Genomic DNA, 21,318 nt, shown 5'->3' on the forward strand with positions numbered 1-21,318 from the left:
CCTGTGTGTCCCTACTTGATGGCGATCGGGTTGACGGGCGATCCGACGGCGCCGACCACGCGCAAAGGCGGTGCGACCAACTGGAATTCGTAGACGCCGTCCGCGGCGCAGTCGGCCGCGAGCGCGGTGAGATCCCAGTACTCGCCGAGCATCAGGCCCATGTCCCGCAGGCACAGCATGTGCAGCGGCAGGAAGGTGCCGTCCACCCCGGACACCGGGTCCTCGACCATGAGGTTGTCCGCCGCGACGGCGGCGACCTCACGTTCGTGCAGCCAGGTGGCGCAGCGCCAGTCCAGGCCCGAGTACGGTTCCGTGCCGTCGCCCGCCTCCAGGAAGCGGGCCCACCACCCGGTGCGGATCAGCACGATGTCGCCGCGGCCGACGTCGACTCCCTGCGCCGCGGCGACCTCGTCCAGCTCGCCGGGAGTGATCGGGTCACCCGCCGCGAGGAACGTGTCGGCGCGTCGGTGACGCACCAGATCCAGCAGCACGGCGCGGGTCGTGATGCCTTTGCCGTCGACCTTGTCGATCCCGCAGTGGTACGCGCCGAGGCTGGTGACCGAACTCGCCGGAAAGCCGTTGTACAGGTGGTCGTCGTAGTAGACGTGCGACAGCGCGTCCCACTGGGTCGCCGCCTGCAACGGCATGATGATCAGGTCGTCGTTGAAGCGGAACGGGTTGTCCTCGAAGAACGCGCTGAGTTCGCGTCCGACACTGTTGCGCAGCCACTTCGGGCCGTACTCGGTCAAAGTGCGCGCGTCACCGCCGTCCACGGTCATCACGTGGACCGGGTTGTGCCGGAACTTGAACGCCCCTTGCGGTCCGGACGAGCCGAAGTCGACGCCGAGCGGGAACACCCGTCCGTGCCGCACGAGACTCGCCGCGTGGGCGACCTTGTCCGGGGTGATGAAGTTGAGCGTGCCGAGTTCGTCGGCCGCGCCCCAGCGGCCCCAATTCCGCACACCGTCGGCGACGCGCCGGAATTCCGTCAGAGTGGCCACGATGCCTGTCCTTTCACGCTGATCGCCGGTCTTCCACCGGTCATGACCGGGCCGCCACGCCGGCGATGCGGGCGCCCACGTTCCCGCCGTCGACCCACAGCACCTGGCCGGTCACGTAACTCGCCGCCCGACTGTTGAGGAACAGCAAGGCGGCCGCCTGTTCGGCCGGTTCGGCGACCCGGCCCAGCGGCTTGGGGATGGTGTCGAGATAGTCCGGGCCGTACGCCGAGCGCAGTTGCTCCAGGATGGGTGTCCGCGTGACGCCGGGACCGGTGCAGTTGATCCGGATGCCGCGCGCACCGAGTGCGACGGCGTTGCGCATCGTGTAGTAGATGATCGCTTCCTTCGACAGCCGGTATCCGCCGTCGGCCAGAGCGTCGGGATGCGCCTCGCACCAGGCGATTCCGGCCGCCATGTCCGCGGTGTCCAGCAGGCCGCCGACTTGTTCGCGGTGCTCGAGATATCCGGCCGCCGCCAGCGAGGACACGCTGGCGATCGTGGCGCCGGGCCGCATCGTGCGCGCGAGCGCCGCGGTGAACTGCCGCAGGCCGAGGAAATTGATCGTGACCACGCGGATCGGGTCGCCGATGCCCGAGGAGACGCCCGCGACGTTGAACAGCGCGTCGACGGGTCCGCCGAGGGCGGCGACGGCCCGGTCGATCGACGCGGCGTCGGCCATGTCCACCCGGTGGAACTCCGCGACATCGGCGGCGGGCTCCACCAGATCGAGCCCGGCCACCCGCCCGCCGAGTTCGGTGACCTGGCGGGCCACGCAGGCGCCGATCCCGGAGGAGCAACCGGTCACCACGACCCGTTTGCCGTCGTAACGCCACAGCTCATCGGCTCGTCCGACTTCGGGCATCTGGTCCGTCTCCCATCTCGTCCGACTCCGCTCGTGCGGTCGCGGCGCGCGGCGCGACCGCACGGGCCGGGGATCACTGCGCTTCTTCCTTGGCGCGCTGCGCGGCCTGCACCCGGCCCTCGTTGATCTCGGCCATCGCTTCGGGAATCTCGCTCGCGGTGAAGCTGCCCCCCCGGCCCGTTGGCAGGCCGCCGAACGCGTAGTTCTCGTCGAACGCGAGCGAGGGCAACGGCTTGCGCCGCGCCTGGACCTTCTCGATGACCGGCTCGAGCCGCCGAGCCTTCGCGGCGACCGCCTTCTCGTCGCGCTCGATGAACTCCGGCAGCACCTGCTCGCCCATCAGTTCGATCGACTCCATGGTCGCCTCGTGGCTGCGCGGATTCAGCAGCAGAATGATCTCGTCGACGCCGCTTTCCTCGTAGCCGCGCAGGAATTCGCGCACGGTGCCCGGCGATCCGATGGCGCCGCGACCCGGACCGTAGGCCAGCGTCTCGTCCTCCTTGACGGCCTCGAGGTAGCGCTCCCACACGCCGGTGCGGCCCGGGGTGTGCTGGCCGGTCATGTAGTAGTGCATGATCCCGAAGGAGAAGAATCCGCCGCCGAGCCCGAGGCGCTGCAAAGCCTGTTCGTCGGTGGGCGCGACCATCATCGACAGGTCGCCGCCGATGGCCAGGATGTTCGGATTGAGCACCGGCAGCCAGGGCTCGGCCTTGTCCGCGAATTCCTGGTAGTACCCGCGCACCCGATCCGCCAGCGGACCCGGGCCCGTGTAGGCGAAGCTCAACGCGCCCGCGCCCAGCCGCGCCGCCATCTGAACCGACGAAGGCCGGGTACACGCCACCCACACCGGGGGATGCGCGCGCTGGTGCGGCTTGGGTATCACGTTGCGCGCGGGCATCTGGATGTGTTGGCCTTGGAAACCGGTGAACGGCTCCTCGATCATGCAGCGGATGGACACCTCCAGCGCCTCTTCCCACTGCGCGCGCTTGTCGGCCGGATCGATGCCGAACCCGCCGAGTTCGCCCACCGACGACGACTCACCGGTGCCGAATTCCACGCGCCCGTCGGAGATGAGGTCGAGGGTGGCGACACGTTCGGCGACGCGCGCGGGATGATTGATCGCCGGAGGCAGGTGCATGACGCCGAAACCGAGCCGGATGTTCTCGGTCCGCTGGCTGGCGGCGGCGAGGAAGATCTCCGGCGCCGTCGAATGGCAGTACTCCTCGAGGAAATGGTGCTCGGTCAGCCAGACGGTGGAGAACCCGGCCTTGTCGGCGGCCTCCACCTCCGCCAGACCCTCCTGGAACAGCAGTCGCTCGTCGTCGGGGACCCACGGCCGCGGCAGCGCGAATTCGTAGAACAGGGATATCTTCATTTACTTCCTCCGATGGAATCGAACGTCGAGCCGTTGCGGGCCGGTTCGGTGTGCTGCGCCGCCGCGGCACTCGCGGCCAGGTGCTCGACCGCGATGTAGCCGAACGTCATCGCGGGCCCGATCGTCGCGCCCGCTCCGGCGTAGCTGCGGCCCATGAGCGCCGCGGAGGTGTTGCCCACGGCGTACAGACCACCGATGACGGTGCCGTCGGACCGGAGCACCCTGGCGTGCTCGTCGGTGCGCAGGCCGCCGGAGGTGCCCAGATCGCCGAGGATGATCCGGAACGCGTAGTACGGCGGCTTGCCCAGCGGACGCAGGTTGGGGTTGGGCAGCGTGGGATCGCCGTAGTAGTTGTCGTACACGCTGTCGCCGCGCTGGAAGTCGTCGTCGTGGCCGGTGCGCGCGAGTTCGTCGAAGCGCTTCGCGGTGGCGCGCAGCCGGTCCTCGGGCACGCCGATCTTCGCGGCCAGTTCCGTCCACGAGTTCGCGGCCACGACGACACCCGAGTCCAGCCAGGCCCGCGGGATCTTCCGCCCGGTCGGCACCGGGGCGAACGGGATCTTCGGCAGCGGTAGATGTCCGGCGACGACGTACCGCCGCCAGGAGCGCTCGTCGGTGATCAGCCAGCTCGGGATGTGCGTGATCCCCGATTTCTGTCCCTCGATCATCGCGTGACCGAAATCCATGTACGGCGCGGCCTCGTTGATGTACCGCTCGCCCGCGCCGTTGACGATGAACTGGGCCGGCATCATGCGCTCGTTGAGCATGAATTGCAGGCGTCCGTCGGGCCAGTGGATGGCGGGGAACCACCACGCCTCGTCCAGCAGGTCGGTGGCCGCGCCGACCTGCTGTCCGGCGCGGATGCCGTCGCCCATGGACGCCGGGTTGCCGAAACTCCAGTCCTGCTCGACGACCGGCTGATGTTCCTCGCGCCAGGCCATGTCGTGGTCGAAACCGCCGGTCGCCAGGATCACGCCGCGCTCGGCCCTGATGCGCAGCGGCTGTCCGTCGCGCTCCACCACCGCGCCGACCACGGCGCCGTCGGCTCCGGTGAGCAAGGAGGTCATCGGCGCGTTCAGCCACAGCGGAATGTCGCGCTCGCGCAGGGCGAGGCGCAGCCGGGCCACCAGCGACTGACCGATGGCGGCGATCCGGTCGCCGAACACCCTGGCGCGGAACATCCGCCACACCAGCTTCACCAGCACGGCTTTGCCGCGCCAGGATTGACGTACCTGGTAGAACAGCCGTAAATCCTTGGGTCCCAGCCAGATCCCCTTCGGGGCCAGGGCCAGCGGACGCAGCAGGTTCTGCTCTTCGTCGCCGAGTCTGCGCAGGTCGATCGGCGGCACGTTGATGGTGCTGCCCTGCGCCGAACCACCGGGCAGTTCCGGGTAGTAGTCGGCGTAACCCGGCTTCCACACGAAGCGCAGCCAGGCGCTGCGTTGCTCGAGGAATTCCATCATCCGCGGCGCCGTCGCGACGTAGGCCCGCAGGCGCGCGTCGCCGACCAAGCCCTCGGTGATCGCGCGCAGGTACTCGACCACGCCCTCCGGATCCGGCGCGTAGCCGTCGCGCTTCTGCGCCGGAGCGCCGGGCACCCAGATGCCGCCGCCCGACAGCGCGGTGGAGCCGCCGTAGTGGGCCGCCTTCTCGACCACGAGGACCGACAGTCCTGCGGCCTCGGCGGCGAGGGCGGCGGTCAGCCCGCCGCCGCCGGAGCCGACGACCAGAACGTCGACGGTATGGTCGACATCGCCTGCTCCGGAGGGCACGCCGATCGGTTCGGATGTCACGCTCGCCTCCTGGCGGTCGAATCGTTGTCCTGGTCCGCGACGGCGGCGCGCACGGCGAATCCGGCGATCAGAGCGGGCGCGGACCGGTAGTAGCGCACCGTGGTCCGGTACGGGCCCTGCCCCGCGAGCGCCGCGAACGCGGCGACCCAGGTGCGCACCTCGTGCGCGGAGTTGCCCGCCGCGGCGGTAATCCGCGCGTTGGTCCAGTCGTCGAACTCCTCGAGCCGTCCGTCGTCGAGGATTCGCAGGAACCGCCGATCCCATTCGGGATTGAGCGGCTGGAGCCCGCCGCGCCCGGCGGCGAACTCGCGCGCCGCTTCGATCACCCTCTGCTGCCGCGCGTTTCGCTGCTCGGCGGTCATGCGCCCGCCGTGCACGATCCGCTCCCGCACGGGCCCGGTGGCCGTGGCCAAGGCCGGCACCGGCGGGTCGTGGGACAACCCGCCGGAACCGATCATCAGCACCCGCTTGCCCAGGGTCGGCAAGTGACCGCCGACGGCCGCGCCCAGCGCCCTGGCGCGGCGCAGCGGGCCGAGCGGAACGGCTACCGAATTGACGAAGATCGGAACCACCGGGCGCGCCGTCGCTGACCCGAGCAACCGCTGCAACGGCTGCACCGTCCCGTGATCGACGTCCATCGCCAGCGAGACGGCAACATCGACACCGGCCGCGAGAACCGCCTCGGCGAGTTCGGTCGCCAGTCCGGCCGGCACGTCGAGCGGCCCGGCGTGCGTGCCGTAGTCACCGACCCCGGCAGCCGCCGCTGCGATGCAGAACGGCGGCATGAGCTTGTAGAAGAACCCGTTGTAGTGGTCGGGCGCGAACACCACGACCACTTCGGGATCGAAGGCCCGCACGAACCGCGCCGCCTCGTCGAGCGCCGACTCGATGTCCGCGAGCACCTCCGGATCGGGTCCGGGAAGATCAAGAAGGGGGCTGTGCGAGACGCAGCACACGGCCAGCGGCATCGTTTCCTCCCTGCGGCGAATAGAGGGTGTCGAGCAGGTCCGCGCTCAGTTCCGGCGCCGATTGCGCGATGGACGCGCCCGCGACGCAGCGATCGGGCCGCAGGAACAGCACCGAGTCGCGCTGGGCGTCGAACCAGCGTTTCAGCGCGCCGGTGCGGTCGCCGATCACGACGACGTCGGGGTCGTCGTGGCCGGTCCAGTGCATCTGTGCGGAGGGACGGAGTTCGAAGAACTTGGCGCCCAGAGATTTCCACCGATCGAACGCCGTCGCACCGAGGACGGCGCGAGGGCGGTTGTTCCAGCACAGCACGGCGAACCACGGCCCGAGCACCTCGTCGAGCAGGACGTCGGCGCGTTCCCTGGTATCCACCCGCGGCTGCACGAACAGCGTGCCGACCGCCGACTTCGGCGACCGGGACCAGTCGTGCACCACCGCCCCGCGCTCGTAGCGCGGCATCGGCTTGAACCGCATGCCCAGCACGTACTTTCGAACCGGCGCAATCGCGGCCGCCGCGCGCACCAGCGCGTCACGCGCCGCCGCGACCTTGCGATCGGTCGGCGAGATCACCCGGCCGACCAGCGTCGACAGATCGATCATGGCCCTGGCGTGCTTGCGCCGTTCGGAGTCGTAGCTGTCGAGCAGGGCGTCGCCCGCCTGCCCCCGGACGACCGCGGCGAGTTTCCAGCCGAGGTTCGCCGCGTCCCTGATGCCGCTGTTGTAGCCCTGCCCCTGCCACACCGGCATCAAATGCGCGGCGTCGCCAGCCAGTAGCAGCCGCCCGCGCCGGAAAGCGCCCGCGATGCGGGAATGATGGGTGTAGACCCGGCGCCGGATGACCTCCAGCCGCTCGGGATACGGCACGAACGGCGCCACCATCTTCGCCACGAAGGCCGGGTCCTCGGCCAGTTCGTCGGGCTCGTCGTCGTGGATCATGAACTCGAAGCGCCGGATTCCGTGCGCGATCGATACCGACACGTTCGGCCGGGCCGGATCGGCGGCGACCTCGATATTGGGGTGTCCCAGCGGATCCGAGGCGAGGTCGACCACCAGCCAGCGGGTCGGCGAGGTGGTGCCGTCGAAGGAGACGCCCATCTCCCGGCGCGTCGCGCTGCGCCCGCCGTCGCAACCCACCACGTACCGGGCGGTCACGGTGGACGGCCCGGCGCCGCCGTCGAGTGCCGCCGTCACCCGATCGCCGGAGTCGGCGCAGGAGGTCATAGCTGTCCCCCAGGCCACCTCCACCTGCGGATACCGGTCCAGTCCCGCGAGCAGTTCGGCGTCGACCAGCGGCTGGACGAATCCATTGCGTTTCGGCCAGCCGAATTGCTCGTCGGTGGGCGCGATCTCGGCCAGCAGCCTGCGCCGCGCGTCGACGAAACGCATGATCTGGTTCGGGGTGGTGTGCGGCAGGATGCGATCGACCAGCCCGATCGCCTGGAACGTCCGCAGTGATTCGTCGTCCAGGCCCACGCCGCGCGGGTAGTCGATGAGGGTCGGACGTTCCTCGACCACCAGGGTGCGCACCCCGTACATGCCGAGCATGTTCGCCAGCGTGAGACCCACCGGGCCCGCGCCGACGACGAGCACGTCGACGTCGGTGGCGCCCGGCGCGGCGGAGTCACGGTGTTCGGACACGGTCAGCCGCCCAGCAGGAAGTCGAGGTGCAGGGCGTCGAAGGCTTTGGCGTCCTCGTACTGCGGCCAGTGCCCGCAGTCCGGCAGAACCTCGAAGCGCGCGCCGGGGATCATCGACGCGATCCGCCTGCCCTCGCCGACGTCGGCGGTGGGGTCGTCACTGGTCCACAGCACGAGGGTCGGCGCGGTGATCCTGCCGTAGTCCTGCGGCCCCAACAGGTTTCGCCGCCGGATCTGCGGATCCTGCAACGCCATGATGTCGCGCATGGCGGCGACGAAGCCGGGTTGCCGGTAGATGCGCTGCCTGCTGGCCACCACATCGTCGTAGTCCTTCGACTTGTCGGCCATCAGCCACTTGATCCTGGCCCGCACCGTCTCCCAGGTGGGATCGGCGGCGGCCGCCATCGACAGCGTGACGATGCGCCGCATCACCTCCGGATCCGCCTGCGATCCGCCGGCGGTGTTGAGCACCAAGCGGTCGACGCGATCCGGATGATCGATCGCAAGGCGGGCGGCCACCCAGCCGCCCAGCGATTCCCCGCTGAGGCGGGCGCGGCGCACGCCCACGGCGTCGAGGAAACCGATGACGTGCTCGACGTAGTGCGCGATCTCCAGCGGATGCCCCGGCTTGTCGGTGTAGCCGTGTCCCAGCATGTCGATCGCCCAGGTGGAGAAGTGCGCGGCGTGCGACTCCAGATTGCGCACATAGGCTTCGGCATGCCCACCGGACCCGTGCAGCAGAACCAGAGCCGGGTCGGCCGGATCCCCCGCGTGCAGGTAGCGGGTTCGGACGCCGCCGGCGTCCAGGTATCCCTGGGTGAAGGGGACGCCTTGCAGATCGCTCCAGATGCTCTCGAATTCCGGCAACTCGTTACCTCCGTGCTCAGATCTCGGCCGATTTGCCGGTAGCAGCGGCGTATCCGGCCCGGAAGCCCCACACCATCGCGGGGCCGATGGTTCCGCCCGCGCCGCCGTAGGCTCGGCCGGTCACGCCGGCCATCGCGTTGCCCGCGGCGAACAGCCCGGGAACGACCGCCCCGCCGACGTGCCGCACGCGCCCGTCCCGGTCGGTGCGCGGGCCGCCTTTCGTGCCCATCGCCCCGACGGTGACCGGCACCGCGTAGTACGGAGCGGTGTCGATCGGGCCGAGCGTGCGACCGGCGACGGTGGCGGCGCGCTCGTCACCCCACCACCCGTCGTAAACGCTCGAGCCACGCCCGAACTCGGGATCGATCTCGTCGGCGACCGCGCGGTTCCACGCGGCGACGGTCGCGGCGAGACCGGCCGGATCGATGCCGGTCTGCGCGCCGAGCGCGGCCAGATCCGGTGATTCGCAGAACCATTCGGGCACCGGATCGCCGGGTGCGACACCGAGGAAGCCGTACCGCCGCAAATGGACGGCATCGAAGACGATCCAGCCCGGATCGTTGACGTAGCCGCCCCTTGGATCGAGATAGTGGAAGGCGCCCGCCATGGAGTTGTACTCCGAGGCCTCGTTGACGAACCGCTTGCCGGCCCGGTTGACCATGATGCTGCGCGGGCGCGTCCGCTCCAGGCGCACGCTGCGGCTGCGCGGCTTGCCGTCGATGGTGTCGCCCGGAATCCGCACGATCGGCACCCACCAGGCCTCGCTCATCGTGCCGAGTTCCGCGCCGTGCGCCATGGCCATGCGCAGCCCGTCTCCGGTGTTGTTCGGCGGGGACACCGCGCCGCGCATCGGGCCGCGCAGATAGGACCGCACCAGCTGCGGATCCCACTCGAACCCGCCGGTCGCCAGGATGACACCGTTGCGCGCCCGCACCGTGGATTCACCGGCGGCCGTGGCGATCCCGACTCCGGTGACGGCGCCGTTCGCGGCGATCAGCTCGGTGGCCCTCGTCCCGGTGCGCGGCACCACTCCGGCGTCGAGCACGCCCGCGAGCAAGCCGGCGACGAGGGCGGTTCCGGCCACGCAGAGATCGGCCGATTCGGCACCGGCGGCCGCGTGCAGCCTGGCCCTGGTCTCGGCGTCGAATCCGACGTTGCTCCAGTCCGCGGGGAAGGAGGTGATGCGGTCGCGCCACACCCCGAGGCGGCCCGGATCGAAGGCGGCCGGGCTCAGCGACCGGCCGCCGCCCGGCCTGCCGCCGGGCAGTTCCGGCTTGTAGTCGGGAAATCCTTCGGCGATCTCGAAGCGCACACCGCTGTGCGCCTCGACGAAGTCGACCATCGCGGCGCCGGTGCGCACGAAGACCTCGACCAGTTCGTCGTCCATCGAGTCCAGCGACTGGGCGTGCAGGTAGCTCAGCGCGTCGGCCACGCTCAGCGGCCCGTCGGCGCAGCGGTCGTGGGCGGGAATCCACGCGATGCCGCCCGACACCGCGCTGGTCCCTCCGACGGTCGCCGCCTTCTCCAAGACCGCCACCGACGCACCGTGCACCGCCGCGGTGAGCGCCGCGGTCAGGCCGGCGGCGCCGCTGCCGAGGACCACGACGTCGACCTCGGCGTCCGGCGCAGGCTCGGATCGTTGCTGCTGCGAAGCCACTGCGCGGATTCCTCTCGCGTGAACGGAAGTTGGCCTGCGCCGTGCCGGTTCCACTCGGCCGAGCCGAACGCGACGGGCGCGTGGAAGCAGGAGACTTTCATTTACATCTGAGAAGAATGTTATTCTCAAAACAAAGATGTGGCAATCCTGCCCGCACGAGATGTTTTTGCACTTCCGCCAAGAGAGTAGTGCCGCTTCAATCGCCCGGAAGCTTCCACAGGGATCCGATCCGCCCGGGAAGCAGCCGTTATCCACGGCCACAGGGAGCGAGTCACGCCGGTCAGAGCCCACCTTGCGGTCCAACTTTGCGTAGAGTACCGTTCTCATTTGAAGCAAGTATTATTCTTGTAGGTGAGACGACGGGCGAGCTCACTTGGCCGAGTGTGCGCCCGGCATCAGCCCGGCCGCGCCGACCTCGGCAAGTTCCCGGCAGACGGACCGCATGCCGTTTCCGGCGCACCGCGCCAGCTGCGGTCCGGCCGACGCGCGATCCGTCGTCACCGGGCGGCCGCCGAAGAGAACGGAAGGTTCAGCTGTGGGACGTGCCGAGGGGACGGGGTCGCGTTCATCGCCGCACGCGGACCGGGACGCAGCCGCAGGCCGGATACGTCACCGGCCTGCGGCTGCACACCGGCTACCTGAGGTGGCGCGACCACCGCATCCGATCGACGCGCCGGACCCGCGGCGGCCGCGAAGGAACGAAGCGTGCTCCAGTCGCCGTGCGGGCACACCGGATCCCGTGAGCAGCAGAGGAACACCATTGTGAGCATTGACGACGTAGTCGCCGACGAGGACCGCAAGAAGAACCGGTATCACTTCGACCGGCACACGCCGGAATACCGCCACCGGTTCCAGGAGATCACCGAGGAACTGCACGCGAAGTGCCCGATCGCCTGGAGCGACACCTACGACGGTCACTGGGTGGCCAGCGGCGGCAACGCGGTGTTCGAACTCGCCCGCTGCCCGCACGTCTCCAACGACCACGATCTGCACGGAGAACGCAAGGGCTATCAGGGAATATCGATTCCGCCCGCCCGGCGCGCGCAGGTGGTGCGCGGGGGGATGCTCGAGATGGACGATCCCGAGCACCGCCTCTACCGTCAGGTGCTCAACCCCTACCTCTCCCCCGCGGCGGTCCGGCGCTGGGAGCCGGTCATCGCCGAGATCGTGCGCGCCGCGCTGGACGAGAAGATCGAGAGCGGCCGCATAGATTTCGTCGACGACCTCGCCAACGTCGTCCCGGCCGTGCTGACCCTGGCCATGCTCGGCATCCCGTTGCGGCAGTGGTCGGTCTACAGCGAGCCGGTGCACGCCTCGGTGTACACGCCGGAGGACTCCCCCGACGCGGCGCGCGTGGCCGAGATGCACCGGGCGATGGGCATCGATCTCCTGACCAACCTGGCCGAGATCAAGCAGAACCCACGGCCCGGACTGGTGCACGCGCTGACCGAGTTGCGCATCGACGGCGCACCCGCGCCGGATCTCGAACTGCTCGGCATGCTCGGCCTGATCATCGGCGGCGGATTCGACACCACCACCGCGCTCACCGCGCACGCCCTGGAGTGGCTCTCGGAGCACCCCGACCAGCGTGATCTGCTCAGCCGGGAGCGCGACACCCTGCTCGACTCGGCCACCGAGGAGTTCCTGCGCTACTTCACGCCCGCCCCGGGCGACGGGCGCACCATCGCCGCCGATTTCGTCGTCGAGGACACCCGATTCCGCGAGGGTGAGCGCCTGTGGCTGTCCTGGGCGATGGCCAACCGGGATCCGGCGATCTTTCCCGATCCGAACGAGGTCGTCCTGGACCGCAGGGGCAATCGCCACTTCAGCTTCGGGCTCGGCGTGCATCGCTGCATCGGGTCGAACGTCGCGCGCACGGTGTTCAAGTCCATGCTCACGGCCGTACTCGACCGGATGCCCGACTACCGCTGCGATCCCGAGGGGACCGTGCACTACGAGACCATCGGCGTCATCCAGGGCATGCGGCAGCTGCCCGCCACCTTCACTCCGGGACCGCGCCTCGGCCCCGGGCTGGAGCAGACCTTGGCGAAATTGCAGCGGATCTGCGACGAACAGCGATTGGCGGCGCCGGTGACCGAGCGCCCCGACATCGCGCGGATCGATTGATCCTTTCCGGGAGACATTGCATGAGAACGCTTTCCGACGGCACGAGCACACCCGTCATCGACGCCGGCGTGCACATCTTCTTCGCCTCGAACGACGACATGCGCGGCTTCCTGCGCGAGCCGTTCAAGAGCCGTGGCATTCCGGACGCCGAGATGGATTGGTACGGCGCCCCCGGCGGGGAGTACGCCAAGGGGACGCGCGGGCCCGACCGCGGGTATCCGGCGTCGGACCCGGATGTCGTCGGCGAGCAGCTGTTCGGAATGCGTGGCGTCGACGTCGCGATTCTGCATCCCATGACCAGGGGCATCCTGCCGGACCGGCATCTGACCACGGCGGTGCTGGCCGCGCACAACGAGATGATGGTGTCGCGCTGGCTGGATTCCGGCGCGTACGCGTCCAGGTGCCGCGGCACCATTCGGGTGAATCCGGAGGACATCCAGGGCGCGCTGCGCGAGATCCGCAAGTGGGCGCAACATCCCCGGGTCGTCCAGGTCGGTGTCCCGTTGCAGTCGCGAGAGCTCTACGGCAAGCCGCAGTTCTGGCCGCTGTGGGAGGCGGCGGCCGAGGCCGGGCTGCCGGTGGCCGCGCACATCGAGACCGGCGAGAGCATCGGCTTCCCGCCCACGCCGTCCGGGCACACCAGGACCTATGAGCAGTACCTCGGGTTCATGGCGCTGAACTACGTCTACCACCTGATGAACATGATCGCCGAGGGCGTGTTCGAGCGGCAGCCGCGCCTGCGGTTCGTCTGGGCCGACGGCGCCGCCGACCTGCTCACCCCGTTCTCCTGGCGGATGGACACCTTCGGCAGACCGCACCTGGAGCAGACGCCGTGGGCGCCACGGATGCCGAGCGAGTACCTGCCCGGTCACGTGTTCTTCGTCCACGGCAGCCTCGACGGGCCCGGCGACACCGCATTCGCCTCCGAGTGGCTCGGTTTCACCGGCAAGGAGGACATGGTGCTGTTCGGCTCCAGTTATCCGCACTGGCATTGCGGCGACATCGACGGGCTGCCGTCCACGCTCACCGCCCAGCAGCGCGAGAAGCTGCTGTGGCGCAACGCATCCCAGCTCTACGGCATCGACATGCCCGCCGAGCTGGTCACCGAGTAATCGCGAACGAGGGAGACGACCATGAGGCTGGCCCACCAGCAGCACCGCGCCCCGGCGCCCGAGCAGGTCGCCGTCCGGGTCGTCGACTCGGACGTGCACCCCGTGCCACGCCGCGGCGAACTCGTCGAGCACATCCCCGAGCCGTACCGCAGCTCCTATTTCCTCAGTCACCGGGTCGGCGAGACGATCGTCTACGACGCCCCCGATTACGCGCATTCCTACGCGATGCGGGTGGACACCTTCCCCGCCGACGGCGAATTCGCCGGCAGCGACCCGGAGCTGGCCTTCCGGCAGTTGATCGTCGAAGCCGGTTCGGACATCGCGATCCTGGAGCCGACGGTCAAGGCCGCGCGCCTGCCCGAGGCCACGCAGGCGCTGGCCACTGGCGTCAACCACTGGCTGGCCGAGCACTGGCTGGACTCGAAGAACAACTGGCACCAGCGCTGGCGCGGTTCGATCTGCGCGGCGATCGACGACCCGCCGGGCGCGGTCCGCGAGATCGAGCACTGGGCCGGGCACCCGTATATGGCGCAGATCCTCATCAAGGCCGAACCTCGACCGGCCTGGGGCGACCCGAAATACGACCCGATCTGGGCGGCCGCGACAAAGCACGACCTGGTGGTCAGTTGCCATCTCGGCCGTGGCGCGTACGAGACGATGCCCATGCCGCCGGTCGGTTTCCCCAGCTACAACCACGATTTCATGGTCACGTACTCGCTGTTGGCGGCCAACCAGATCATGAGCCTGATCTTCGACGGGGTGTTCGACCGCTTCCCGGCATTGCGGATCGTGTTCGTCGAGCACGCCTTCACCTGGATCCTGCCCTTGATGTGGCGGATGGACGCGATCTACGCAGCGCGCAAGTCCTGGACAGGGATCCGGCGCAAGCCGTCGGACTACGTCAAGGAGCAGATCAAGTTCACCACCCAGCCGCTGGACTATCCGGAGGACAAGACCGAACTCACCAGGGCGTTCGAATGGATGGAGGCCGACAGGATCCTGCTGTACTCTTCGGACTACCCGCACTGGACCTTCGACGATCCCCGCTGGCTGGTCAAGCATCTTCCCGGGTACGCACGCGACCGCGTGATGTACCGCAACGGCATCGAGACCTATCACCTCCCCGAGACGGTGCCCGCCATCGACGGCCAGAGGCGGGTGTTCTGAATGCCGGAGGAATCCCAGCCGCCACGGCTGGCCCAAGGGCGCGAGCACGTCGTCGCCACCGTGGACGAGATCCCGCCGGGATCGTCCAAGGTGGTGCCGATCGGCCGGCACGGTGTCGGCGTCTACAACGTCGGCGGAACCTTCTACGCCATCGCCAACTACTGCCCGCACGAGGGCGGCCCGCTCTGCGCCGGCCGCGCCCGCGGGCGCACCGTCGTCGACGAGTCCGTCCCCGGGGACGCGGTGATGGTGCGGGACAAGGAATTCATCTACTGCCCGTGGCACCAATGGGGTTTCGAACTCGCGACCGGCACCACAGCGGTGAAACCCGAATGGAGCATCCGTACCTACCCCGTCCGCGTCGTCGGCGACGACGTCGTGGTCATGGCTTGAGGCGGGCCGCGTGAGCAGCGGGACCGGCGCGGGCCGGGTGTCCTCGGTGGAGATCAACGGCGGCAAGGTGGTGTACGAGATCCTCGGCGACGGCGGCGAACTCGTCGTCCTGACCCCGGGTGGCCGGTTCGGCATGGACGTGCCCGGCTTGCGCCCGCTGGCCGAAGCGCTCGTCGCGGGCGGCCGGTCGGTGCTGCTGTGGGACCGTCCCAACTGCGGCGCCTCCGACGTGCAGTTCTACGGGCAGACGGAATCGCACATGCGAGCGGCGACGCTCGACGGCTTGCTCGCCGCGCTGGGCGCGGGTCCCTGTGTGCTCGCGGGTGGCTCCGGCGGCGCGCGCGACTCGATGCTCACCGCGATGCTCTACCCCGAGCGGGTCGCCAAACTGGCGCTGTGGAACATCGTGGGCGGCGTCTACGGAATGTTCAATCTGGGAGCCTATTACGTGCTGCCCAGCTTGCAGGTGGTGCGCGGCAGCGGGGTCGCGGGCCTGCCGCTGCTGCGGGAGTGGCGCGAACGCATCGCCAAGAACCCCGCCAACGAACGGCGCCTGCTGGGCCTGGATCGCGACGAGTTCGTCAAGTTGTCGTTGCGCTGGCTCGGCGCCTACGTCCCGAAACCGGGACAGACGATCCCCGGGGTGGACGACGAGATGTTCGATCGCATCCGGGTCCCCACGTTGATCATCCGTGGCGGCGCAGGCGATCTGGACCATCCCAAGCGCACCTCACTCGAGGTGAGCTGCCTGATCGAGGGCTCGACGCTGATCGATCCGCCCTGGCCGGAGGACGCCTGGGAACGCGCGATGGAGGACCGCGCGAGCGGAAGAGCGACGCACTACAACATGTTCGACACCTGGGTGCTTGCGGCCCCTGCGATCCTGAAGTTCCTGGACGGCTGATGCCCGCGCGATCGATGCCAGGGCTGCGCCCGCGTCGCTCAGCGGGTGTGAATCCGGACCTCGCAGTTCAGCGACGCCTCCAGCGCGGTGTGGATCCGGCTCTCTGGCACCCGCTCCAGATCGGACGCGCGCAGCGTCACCGACACCACGTCGAAACCGTCGGCGTCCAGCGAGCGGGTGATCTCGCCGGTCACGCCGAAACCGGCGAGCACGCCGCGTGCGTCGTCATCGGTCCCGCGGCTGACGAAGGTCACCACACCGGGCGCAGGCGCGGTGCCGAACGCCGCGGCGCACACCCGGATCGCCGCGTCCATCACGGCGGCGGAATCGTCGGTCTCGACCAGCAACTGGACTTCCCGCCGTCGCGCGGGTTTCGCCGCCAGATCGTCGTCCGGAAGCTGCGCCGCGATCGAGGCGGCCTGTGCGCGCAACCGGGTCGTCCCGTCCGCCAGCTGTGCCGCGGTGAGCTGCCCGTCCGGGTCGACATTGATACGCAGCACCGCGGTCCTCATGGCGGAAAGCCTAACCGCCGCCATGCGACGACGTCGCGTCCCTCGCTCGAGATTCAGCCGGAAGAGGTTGCCATGCAGGAAATTGTCGAGCCGGTCCCGGGGCTCACCGTGGCCGCGGCGCCCGGCTGCGTGCCGCGCCTGCTGCGGATGAGCGGCGGCGACGAGGATCTGGCCGCCTATCGGGAAGCCGGGGGCTATCGGCGGCTGCATTCCGCGGACGCGGTGCTGGCGGAAGTGCGCCGCAGCGGGCTGCTCGGCCGCGGCGGCGCGGCGTTCCCCATCGCCGTCAAGCTCGCCGGGGTGCGCGACGCCGGTCTACGCGGGCGCGAAACCGTCGTCGTGGCCAACGGCGAGGAAGGCGAGCCTGCCTCGATCAAGGACAAATGGCTGATGCGCCACCGCCCACACTTGGTGCTGGACGGGTTGCGCCTCGCGGCCGGGATCGTCGGCGCGCGGCGCGCCTATGTCTACGTCTCGGATCCGGCATCCGCGCGCCGCGTCGACGCCGCTCTGACCGAACTCGACCGGGCCGGAATCGCAGAGATCGCCGTCGAATTGGTCACCGTGGACCCGGCATATGTCGCCGGAGAGGAGACGGCGGCGATCCGGGCGATCAACGGCGGCCCGGCGAAGCCGTCCGACAAGCCGCCGCGCCCGTTCCAGCAGGGTGTGGACGGGCTGCCGACGATGGTCGGCAACGTGGAGACCTTGGCGCATCTGCCGTTCGTCCAACGGCACGGCGGTGCGGCGTTCCGCAGTGTGGGCACGGCGCATTCCCCAGGGACCTTCCTGGCCACCGTCACCGGCGCCGGGCGGCCGCCCGCGCTCTACGAGCTGCCGCACGGCACGAGATTCGCCGACCTGCTCGCCCTGCACGGCGTCGCGCCGGACCAGGTGCGCGGTGCCATGACGGGCGGCTATTTCGCGGGCATGGTGGACCGCTCGGTGCTGACGGCCACCCTGGACCACGAATCGCTGCGCGCGCTCGGCAGCGGGCTCGGCTGCGGCGCGATATCGCTGATCACCGCCGAATGCCCCGTCGCGGTCGCCGCGGCGGTACTGAGCTACTTCGACCGTGAGAACGCCGGCCAGTGCGGATCCTGCTTCAACGGCACCGCCGCGATGGCGGCCGCGGCCACCGCGCTGCGCGACGGGACGGCCACCGCCGCCGACGTCGACCGGTTGCGGCGATGGTCGGTGGTGCTGCGCGGCCGCGGCGCCTGCGCAACGCTGGACGGCGCGGCCAACGCCACCGCCACTCTGCTGGCGCGGTTCACCGCGGAGGTGACCGCGCATCTGGAAGGCCGGTGCCCCACCTGCGCCCGCGGCGTCCACCCGGCCGAGCGGCCCTTCGGCGTGGAAGCGGCGTCCGCCTCATGAGGATTCGGCTCGACCGGACGCTGTGCGACGGATTCGGCCTGTGCGCCGCACACGCGCCCGCGCATTTCTCGCTCGACGACTGGGGTTACGCGTCGCTGGAGGGTACCGGCGTCGTGGCGGCCGCCGATCAGGACGCGGTGTCGCGCGCCCTGCTGGATTGCCCCGCGCACGCCATCATCGCCATGCCGGAGCCCGAATCCGGCACTGCGTCGGCGTCTTCGGCGGACACCTCGGCGCAGCGGGAGCCGCCTCGATGAACGTGTACCGCGCTGCCGATCCGCGGCGGCGCCACGTCGCCCACCACATCCGTAGCTCCCACGGCGGGCCGGGCACACCGACAGACGAAGGCGGCGCGATGAGAATCGAGATCGACTATCAGGCCTGCGAGAGCAACGGCATCTGCACGGGCATCGTTCCCGAGGTGTTCGACCTCGACGACCAGGACGAACTGCACGTCCTGCGGCCGGAAGTGACCCCGGAGGTCGAAGCGCGCGTGCGGGACGCGGTGGCGCAATGCCCGCGCGCGGCCATCTCGCTCAGCGAGTGATCCGGGCGGGCGGCCTGCGTCCACCGGCCGTGCCGGGACGAACAGCCCAGGCGCGCAACGCGATCGCCGGTCGATCCCCGGAACATCGGCGGCACCGTCACCGCCGGGGCAGTCCCAGGATGCGCTCGGCGATGATGTTGCGCTGGATCTCCGACGTGCCGCCCGCGATGGTGCCCGCGAAACTGCGCACGAAGCGCTCGAACCAGCCCGGCGCGGTCTGCTCCAGGGTGAACGCGCTGTGGCGTGCGGTGACGTCCGGGTGCGTCAGTCCCCTCGACCCCGCCGCCGCCAACGCGTGTTCGGCTCCGCGTTGCACCGCTTCGGAGCCGAGCAGTTTCAGCACCGAGAGTCCGGGACCGGCGTCCTCGCCGCGCGCGGCCTTGGCCAGCGCGCTCGATCCGAGCAGGCGCAGCGCGTGCGCGTCGAGGACGAGACTGGCGTAGCGATCGGCGGCCACAGCGGTTTCCGGCCGGAAGTCGGCCAGCAGGCCGTCCAGCCGGTCGGCGAAGCCGAGCCACAGCAGTGTGCGCTCGTGCCCGAGCGATCCGTTGGCCACCTGCCAGCCCTTGTTCAGCTCGCCGACCAGGTTTTCGGCCGGTACTTCCACCCCGGTGAGGAACACTTCGTTGAAGTCGAGGTCGTCCGGAGCGCAGAGCGAGGCGAACGGCCTGCGACGCACTCCGGGCAGATCGGTCGGGATGAGCAGGGCCGAGATGCCGCGGTGCTTCGGCGCGTCCGGATCGGTCCGCACGAACGCGAGCAGGACGTCGGCATCGTGCGCGCCCGAGGTCCAGATCTTGTGCCCGTCCACCACGAAACGGTCGTCGCGCAGGACCGCCCTGGTGCGCAGACCGGCCAGATCCGAACCGGCTTCCGGCTCGCTCATCCCGAGTGATGCGGTGCGGTCTCCACGCAGGATGGGCACCGCCCAGCGCCGCTGCTGCTCGGGCGTCCCGAACGTGATCAGCGACGCGGCGACGATGCCGACGCCCTGCGGATTGAAGTTCTCGTAGATTCCGCGCCCGGCCAGTTCCTCGCGGTGCACATACTGCTGCAGGATCCCGGCGTTGCGGCCGCCGAACTCCGGCGGATGGCCTGGCACCAGCCAGCCGTTGTCGAACAGCAGCCGCTGCCACCGGCGCGCCCATTCGGGAATGTGCGAGGTCGACCGAGGGCGTTCGCCCGCAGCGGCTTCCGGCGGCAGGTGCCGGTCGAGGAACTCGGCGAACTCGGCGCGGAACGCTTCCACGTCGTCGTCGAAACTCAGTTGCACGGTACTCCTTCGCGATCGTCGCGCGATGCTCCAGCAACATCCGGCCGCCCGCATCGACTACCGCCGGAAATACTTCCATCTCACCACTTTGAGAATATTATTCTTCTTCAACGATAATATTAGTTTCGCCGCGACGATGCCACACGGGTAGAGGAAAAACGATGGTTCCGAGCGAGTACCGGGCATGGACGGACCGGGCGCGGCCGAGGGCGTGCGCGTCGGCACGCGGGACGCGGCGGCCATGACCGATGTCGATGGGCGGGGCGAGCCCGCCTGGAAGCAGCGCGCCGTGGAGCGGTCGCTACGCACGGCGAAGCTGCGCGCGAGCCAGCGCGTGCAACGGTTCCTGGACGCGGCGCAGGCGATCATCACCGAGAAGGGCAGTACGGACTTCACGGTGCAGGAGGTCGTCGACCGGTCACGGCAATCGCTGCGCAGCTTCTACCTGCAGTTCGACGGCAAACACGAACTCCTGCTCGCCTTGTACGAGGACGCGCTCGGCCGCACCGTCGAGCAGATCCGCGCGGCCACGGTCAACAGCGGCGAACCGCTGGACCGGCTGCGGACCGCGGTCGAGCTGCTGTTCCATCTGTGCCGGCCGGATCCGGACGCGCGCCGACCGCTGTTCACCGAGTTCTCCCGCCAGCTGCTCGGTTCGCATCCCGCGCAGGTCCGCATGGCGCACGCGTCGCTGTTCGGGCTGTTCACCGAGTTGATGACGGAGGCGCAGACGGCGGGCAGGCTGACCGCCACCGCCAACCCCCGCCGCCTCGCCGCGATGATCATGCACACCGTGATGTTCACCTCGCAGCCCGCCAACGCGGACCCCGGCGCGAAACCGCTCACGCCAGAAGAGGTTTGGAGCTTCTGCGCCCACGGGATCACTGCCGGCCATGCCCCCACCTGAGGGAGATCGCCGCCGGGGTATCGACGCCACCGTCCGTCGGAGTGTCCGGAGAAGCTCGTAGACCTGCTCGATCACCGGGCGCGGCGCGACCCACATGCTCACTCGGCCGCAGCGTGCCCTTTGCCGCGAGCGCGCCACACCGACACGGCGAGCGTCGAGACGTCCAGCGCCTTGTCGAGTTGGATCTGTCCGTTGCCCGCCCGCTCCAGAAACGCTCGCACGACCGTGTCCGGGTCGTCGCTCAGTTCGTACACCGCCAGATACCGGTGCGCGGGCGCTTCGGCATTGCCGCCGGGCAGTGCGGCGGGAACGAGCTCGAACCGCTGCCCGCTCGTCACGCCGGGCACCTGGACCACTTCGGCCAGATGCCGGGTGTCGTACCACTCGTTGAAGGCGTCGTCCTGTCCCGCCACGGCGTTGGAGAACACCAGCATCTTCGATTCCGTCACGTTTCGCGTCCTTCCGCTCCATACCCGGCCCCTGCGCCAGGGCTTGTGTTCGTGCGAGTTCTGATTTCGTCCGGCATCAGGGTCAGTCGCTGGCCGGGAGCGGCTGGGCTTCCTTCAGCGCCAACGGTGTGCTGCCGACGCTGAGCGTGCCGGCACCGGCCTTGGTGACGAGGATTTCGGCGCCGGAGTCGTCCACATAGCGCTTACCCATCAGATTGCCGCCGGCGTAGTCCGCGACCGGCTCGGCGCCCGGAGTCCGCTCCGCTCCGATGGGGATCATCGGAAGACCCCCTGCGCGCAGGTCGTCGAGACTGTCGGCGGCCTTCACCACGATCACCTCGGTGTCGCATACCTGGCTGCGCAGGCGAGTGCCGTTCTTGACCATTGTC

General features: G+C 69.6%; 21 protein-coding genes. 9 read left to right on the forward strand and 12 right to left on the reverse strand.

The window, feature by feature from the left end; translation table 11 throughout:
• Positions 1–11: 11 nt before the first annotated feature.
• The 8 genes from ACWDMM_RS05525 to ACWDMM_RS05560 all read right to left on the reverse strand — a co-directional run bounded on the left by ACWDMM_RS05525 (position 12) and on the right by ACWDMM_RS05560 (position 10,158).
• Positions 12–1,001, reverse strand: coding sequence for a cyclase family protein (locus ACWDMM_RS05525; RefSeq protein ID WP_195079149.1), 990 nt, complete (start codon positions 999–1,001; stop codon positions 12–14).
• Positions 1,002–1,041: 40 nt separating this feature from the next.
• The gene (locus ACWDMM_RS05530; RefSeq protein ID WP_449936139.1) at positions 1,042–1,863 is read right to left on the reverse strand and encodes a coniferyl-alcohol dehydrogenase; all 822 of its coding nucleotides are present in this window, start codon (positions 1,861–1,863) and stop codon (positions 1,042–1,044) included.
• Positions 1,864–1,936: 73 nt separating this feature from the next.
• Complete coding sequence (locus ACWDMM_RS05535) at positions 1,937–3,238, reverse strand: LLM class flavin-dependent oxidoreductase (RefSeq protein ID WP_195079147.1); 1,302 nt, start codon at positions 3,236–3,238, stop codon at positions 1,937–1,939.
• Positions 3,235–5,031, reverse strand: coding sequence for an FAD-binding protein (locus tag ACWDMM_RS05540; RefSeq protein ID WP_449936142.1), 1,797 nt, complete (start codon positions 5,029–5,031; stop codon positions 3,235–3,237). Before ACWDMM_RS05540 ends, ACWDMM_RS05535 begins: the two co-directional genes overlap by 4 nt.
• The gene (locus ACWDMM_RS05545; protein WP_449936144.1) at positions 5,028–5,999 is read right to left on the reverse strand and encodes a 3-carboxyethylcatechol 2,3-dioxygenase; all 972 of its coding nucleotides are present in this window, start codon (positions 5,997–5,999) and stop codon (positions 5,028–5,030) included. Before ACWDMM_RS05545 ends, ACWDMM_RS05540 begins: the two co-directional genes overlap by 4 nt.
• Positions 5,956–7,641 (reverse strand): bifunctional 3-(3-hydroxy-phenyl)propionate/3-hydroxycinnamic acid hydroxylase, encoded by a 1,686-nt coding sequence (locus ACWDMM_RS05550; protein ID WP_449936359.1) that lies wholly within the window; start codon positions 7,639–7,641, stop codon positions 5,956–5,958. Before ACWDMM_RS05550 ends, ACWDMM_RS05545 begins: the two co-directional genes overlap by 44 nt.
• A complete protein-coding gene (locus ACWDMM_RS05555; RefSeq protein WP_195079144.1) occupies positions 7,638–8,501 on the reverse strand; it encodes an alpha/beta fold hydrolase in 864 nt (287 codons plus the stop codon). The genes ACWDMM_RS05550 and ACWDMM_RS05555 overlap by 4 nt, the downstream gene beginning before the upstream one ends.
• A gap of 16 nt (positions 8,502–8,517) precedes the next feature.
• Positions 8,518–10,158, reverse strand: a complete 1,641-nt coding sequence (locus ACWDMM_RS05560) for an FAD-dependent oxidoreductase (RefSeq protein ID WP_449936146.1) — start codon at positions 10,156–10,158, stop codon at positions 8,518–8,520.
• Between the two features lie 762 nt (positions 10,159–10,920).
• Here ACWDMM_RS05560 and ACWDMM_RS05565 point away from each other — a divergent pair.
• The 5 genes from ACWDMM_RS05565 to ACWDMM_RS05585 are packed head-to-tail and all read left to right on the forward strand — an operon-like array spanning position 10,921 to position 15,861.
• Positions 10,921–12,285, forward strand: a complete 1,365-nt coding sequence (locus tag ACWDMM_RS05565) for a cytochrome P450 (RefSeq protein ID WP_195079142.1) — start codon at positions 10,921–10,923, stop codon at positions 12,283–12,285.
• Positions 12,286–12,305: 20 nt separating this feature from the next.
• Positions 12,306–13,397 carry an amidohydrolase family protein gene (locus ACWDMM_RS05570; RefSeq protein ID WP_449936149.1) on the forward strand — a complete coding sequence of 364 codons (1,092 nt, stop codon included), beginning with the start codon at positions 12,306–12,308 and terminating at the stop codon, positions 13,395–13,397.
• Between the two features lie 21 nt (positions 13,398–13,418).
• On the forward strand, positions 13,419–14,564 hold the full coding sequence (locus tag ACWDMM_RS05575) for an amidohydrolase family protein (RefSeq protein ID WP_357103232.1): 1,146 nt from the start codon (positions 13,419–13,421) through the stop codon (positions 14,562–14,564).
• A complete protein-coding gene (locus ACWDMM_RS05580; protein WP_195079139.1) occupies positions 14,565–14,957 on the forward strand; it encodes a Rieske (2Fe-2S) protein in 393 nt (130 codons plus the stop codon). It begins immediately after the preceding gene.
• 37 nt (positions 14,958–14,994) lie between these two features.
• The gene (locus ACWDMM_RS05585) at positions 14,995–15,861 is read left to right on the forward strand and encodes an alpha/beta fold hydrolase (RefSeq protein ID WP_357103557.1); all 867 of its coding nucleotides are present in this window, start codon (positions 14,995–14,997) and stop codon (positions 15,859–15,861) included.
• A gap of 38 nt (positions 15,862–15,899) precedes the next feature.
• On the opposite strand, the gene ACWDMM_RS05590 is transcribed toward ACWDMM_RS05585, so the two are convergent.
• On the reverse strand, positions 15,900–16,373 hold the full coding sequence (locus ACWDMM_RS05590; RefSeq protein WP_195079138.1) for a hypothetical protein: 474 nt from the start codon (positions 16,371–16,373) through the stop codon (positions 15,900–15,902).
• Positions 16,374–16,445: 72 nt separating this feature from the next.
• Between ACWDMM_RS05590 and ACWDMM_RS05595 the strand changes: the two genes are divergently transcribed.
• From ACWDMM_RS05595 to ACWDMM_RS05605, 3 genes are all read left to right on the forward strand, one after another.
• The gene (locus ACWDMM_RS05595) at positions 16,446–17,753 is read left to right on the forward strand and encodes an NADH-ubiquinone oxidoreductase-F iron-sulfur binding region domain-containing protein (protein WP_195079137.1); all 1,308 of its coding nucleotides are present in this window, start codon (positions 16,446–16,448) and stop codon (positions 17,751–17,753) included.
• The gene (locus tag ACWDMM_RS05600) at positions 17,750–18,010 is read left to right on the forward strand and encodes a ferredoxin (RefSeq protein WP_195079136.1); all 261 of its coding nucleotides are present in this window, start codon (positions 17,750–17,752) and stop codon (positions 18,008–18,010) included. Before ACWDMM_RS05595 ends, ACWDMM_RS05600 begins: the two co-directional genes overlap by 4 nt.
• Before the next feature lie 98 nt (positions 18,011–18,108).
• Positions 18,109–18,300, forward strand: a complete 192-nt coding sequence (locus ACWDMM_RS05605; RefSeq protein ID WP_449936154.1) for a ferredoxin — start codon at positions 18,109–18,111, stop codon at positions 18,298–18,300.
• A 97-nt stretch (positions 18,301–18,397) separates the two neighbouring features.
• Here ACWDMM_RS05605 and ACWDMM_RS05610 read toward each other — a convergent pair whose 3' ends face one another.
• Positions 18,398–19,573, reverse strand: a complete 1,176-nt coding sequence (locus ACWDMM_RS05610) for an acyl-CoA dehydrogenase family protein (RefSeq protein ID WP_449936156.1) — start codon at positions 19,571–19,573, stop codon at positions 18,398–18,400.
• A gap of 241 nt (positions 19,574–19,814) precedes the next feature.
• Here ACWDMM_RS05610 and ACWDMM_RS05615 point away from each other — a divergent pair, with 241 nt between their 5' ends.
• Positions 19,815–20,480 carry a TetR/AcrR family transcriptional regulator gene (locus tag ACWDMM_RS05615; protein WP_449936362.1) on the forward strand — a complete coding sequence of 222 codons (666 nt, stop codon included), beginning with the start codon at positions 19,815–19,817 and terminating at the stop codon, positions 20,478–20,480.
• Between the two features lie 98 nt (positions 20,481–20,578).
• Here ACWDMM_RS05615 and ACWDMM_RS05620 read toward each other — a convergent pair whose 3' ends face one another.
• The gene (locus ACWDMM_RS05620) at positions 20,579–20,929 is read right to left on the reverse strand and encodes a hypothetical protein (protein ID WP_449936159.1); all 351 of its coding nucleotides are present in this window, start codon (positions 20,927–20,929) and stop codon (positions 20,579–20,581) included.
• Between the two features lie 82 nt (positions 20,930–21,011).
• Complete coding sequence (locus tag ACWDMM_RS05625; RefSeq protein WP_195079133.1) at positions 21,012–21,314, reverse strand: hypothetical protein; 303 nt, start codon at positions 21,312–21,314, stop codon at positions 21,012–21,014.
• Between the last annotated feature and the right edge of the window lie 4 nt (positions 21,315–21,318).

The organism is Nocardia sp. NPDC003726 (assembly GCF_053586955.1).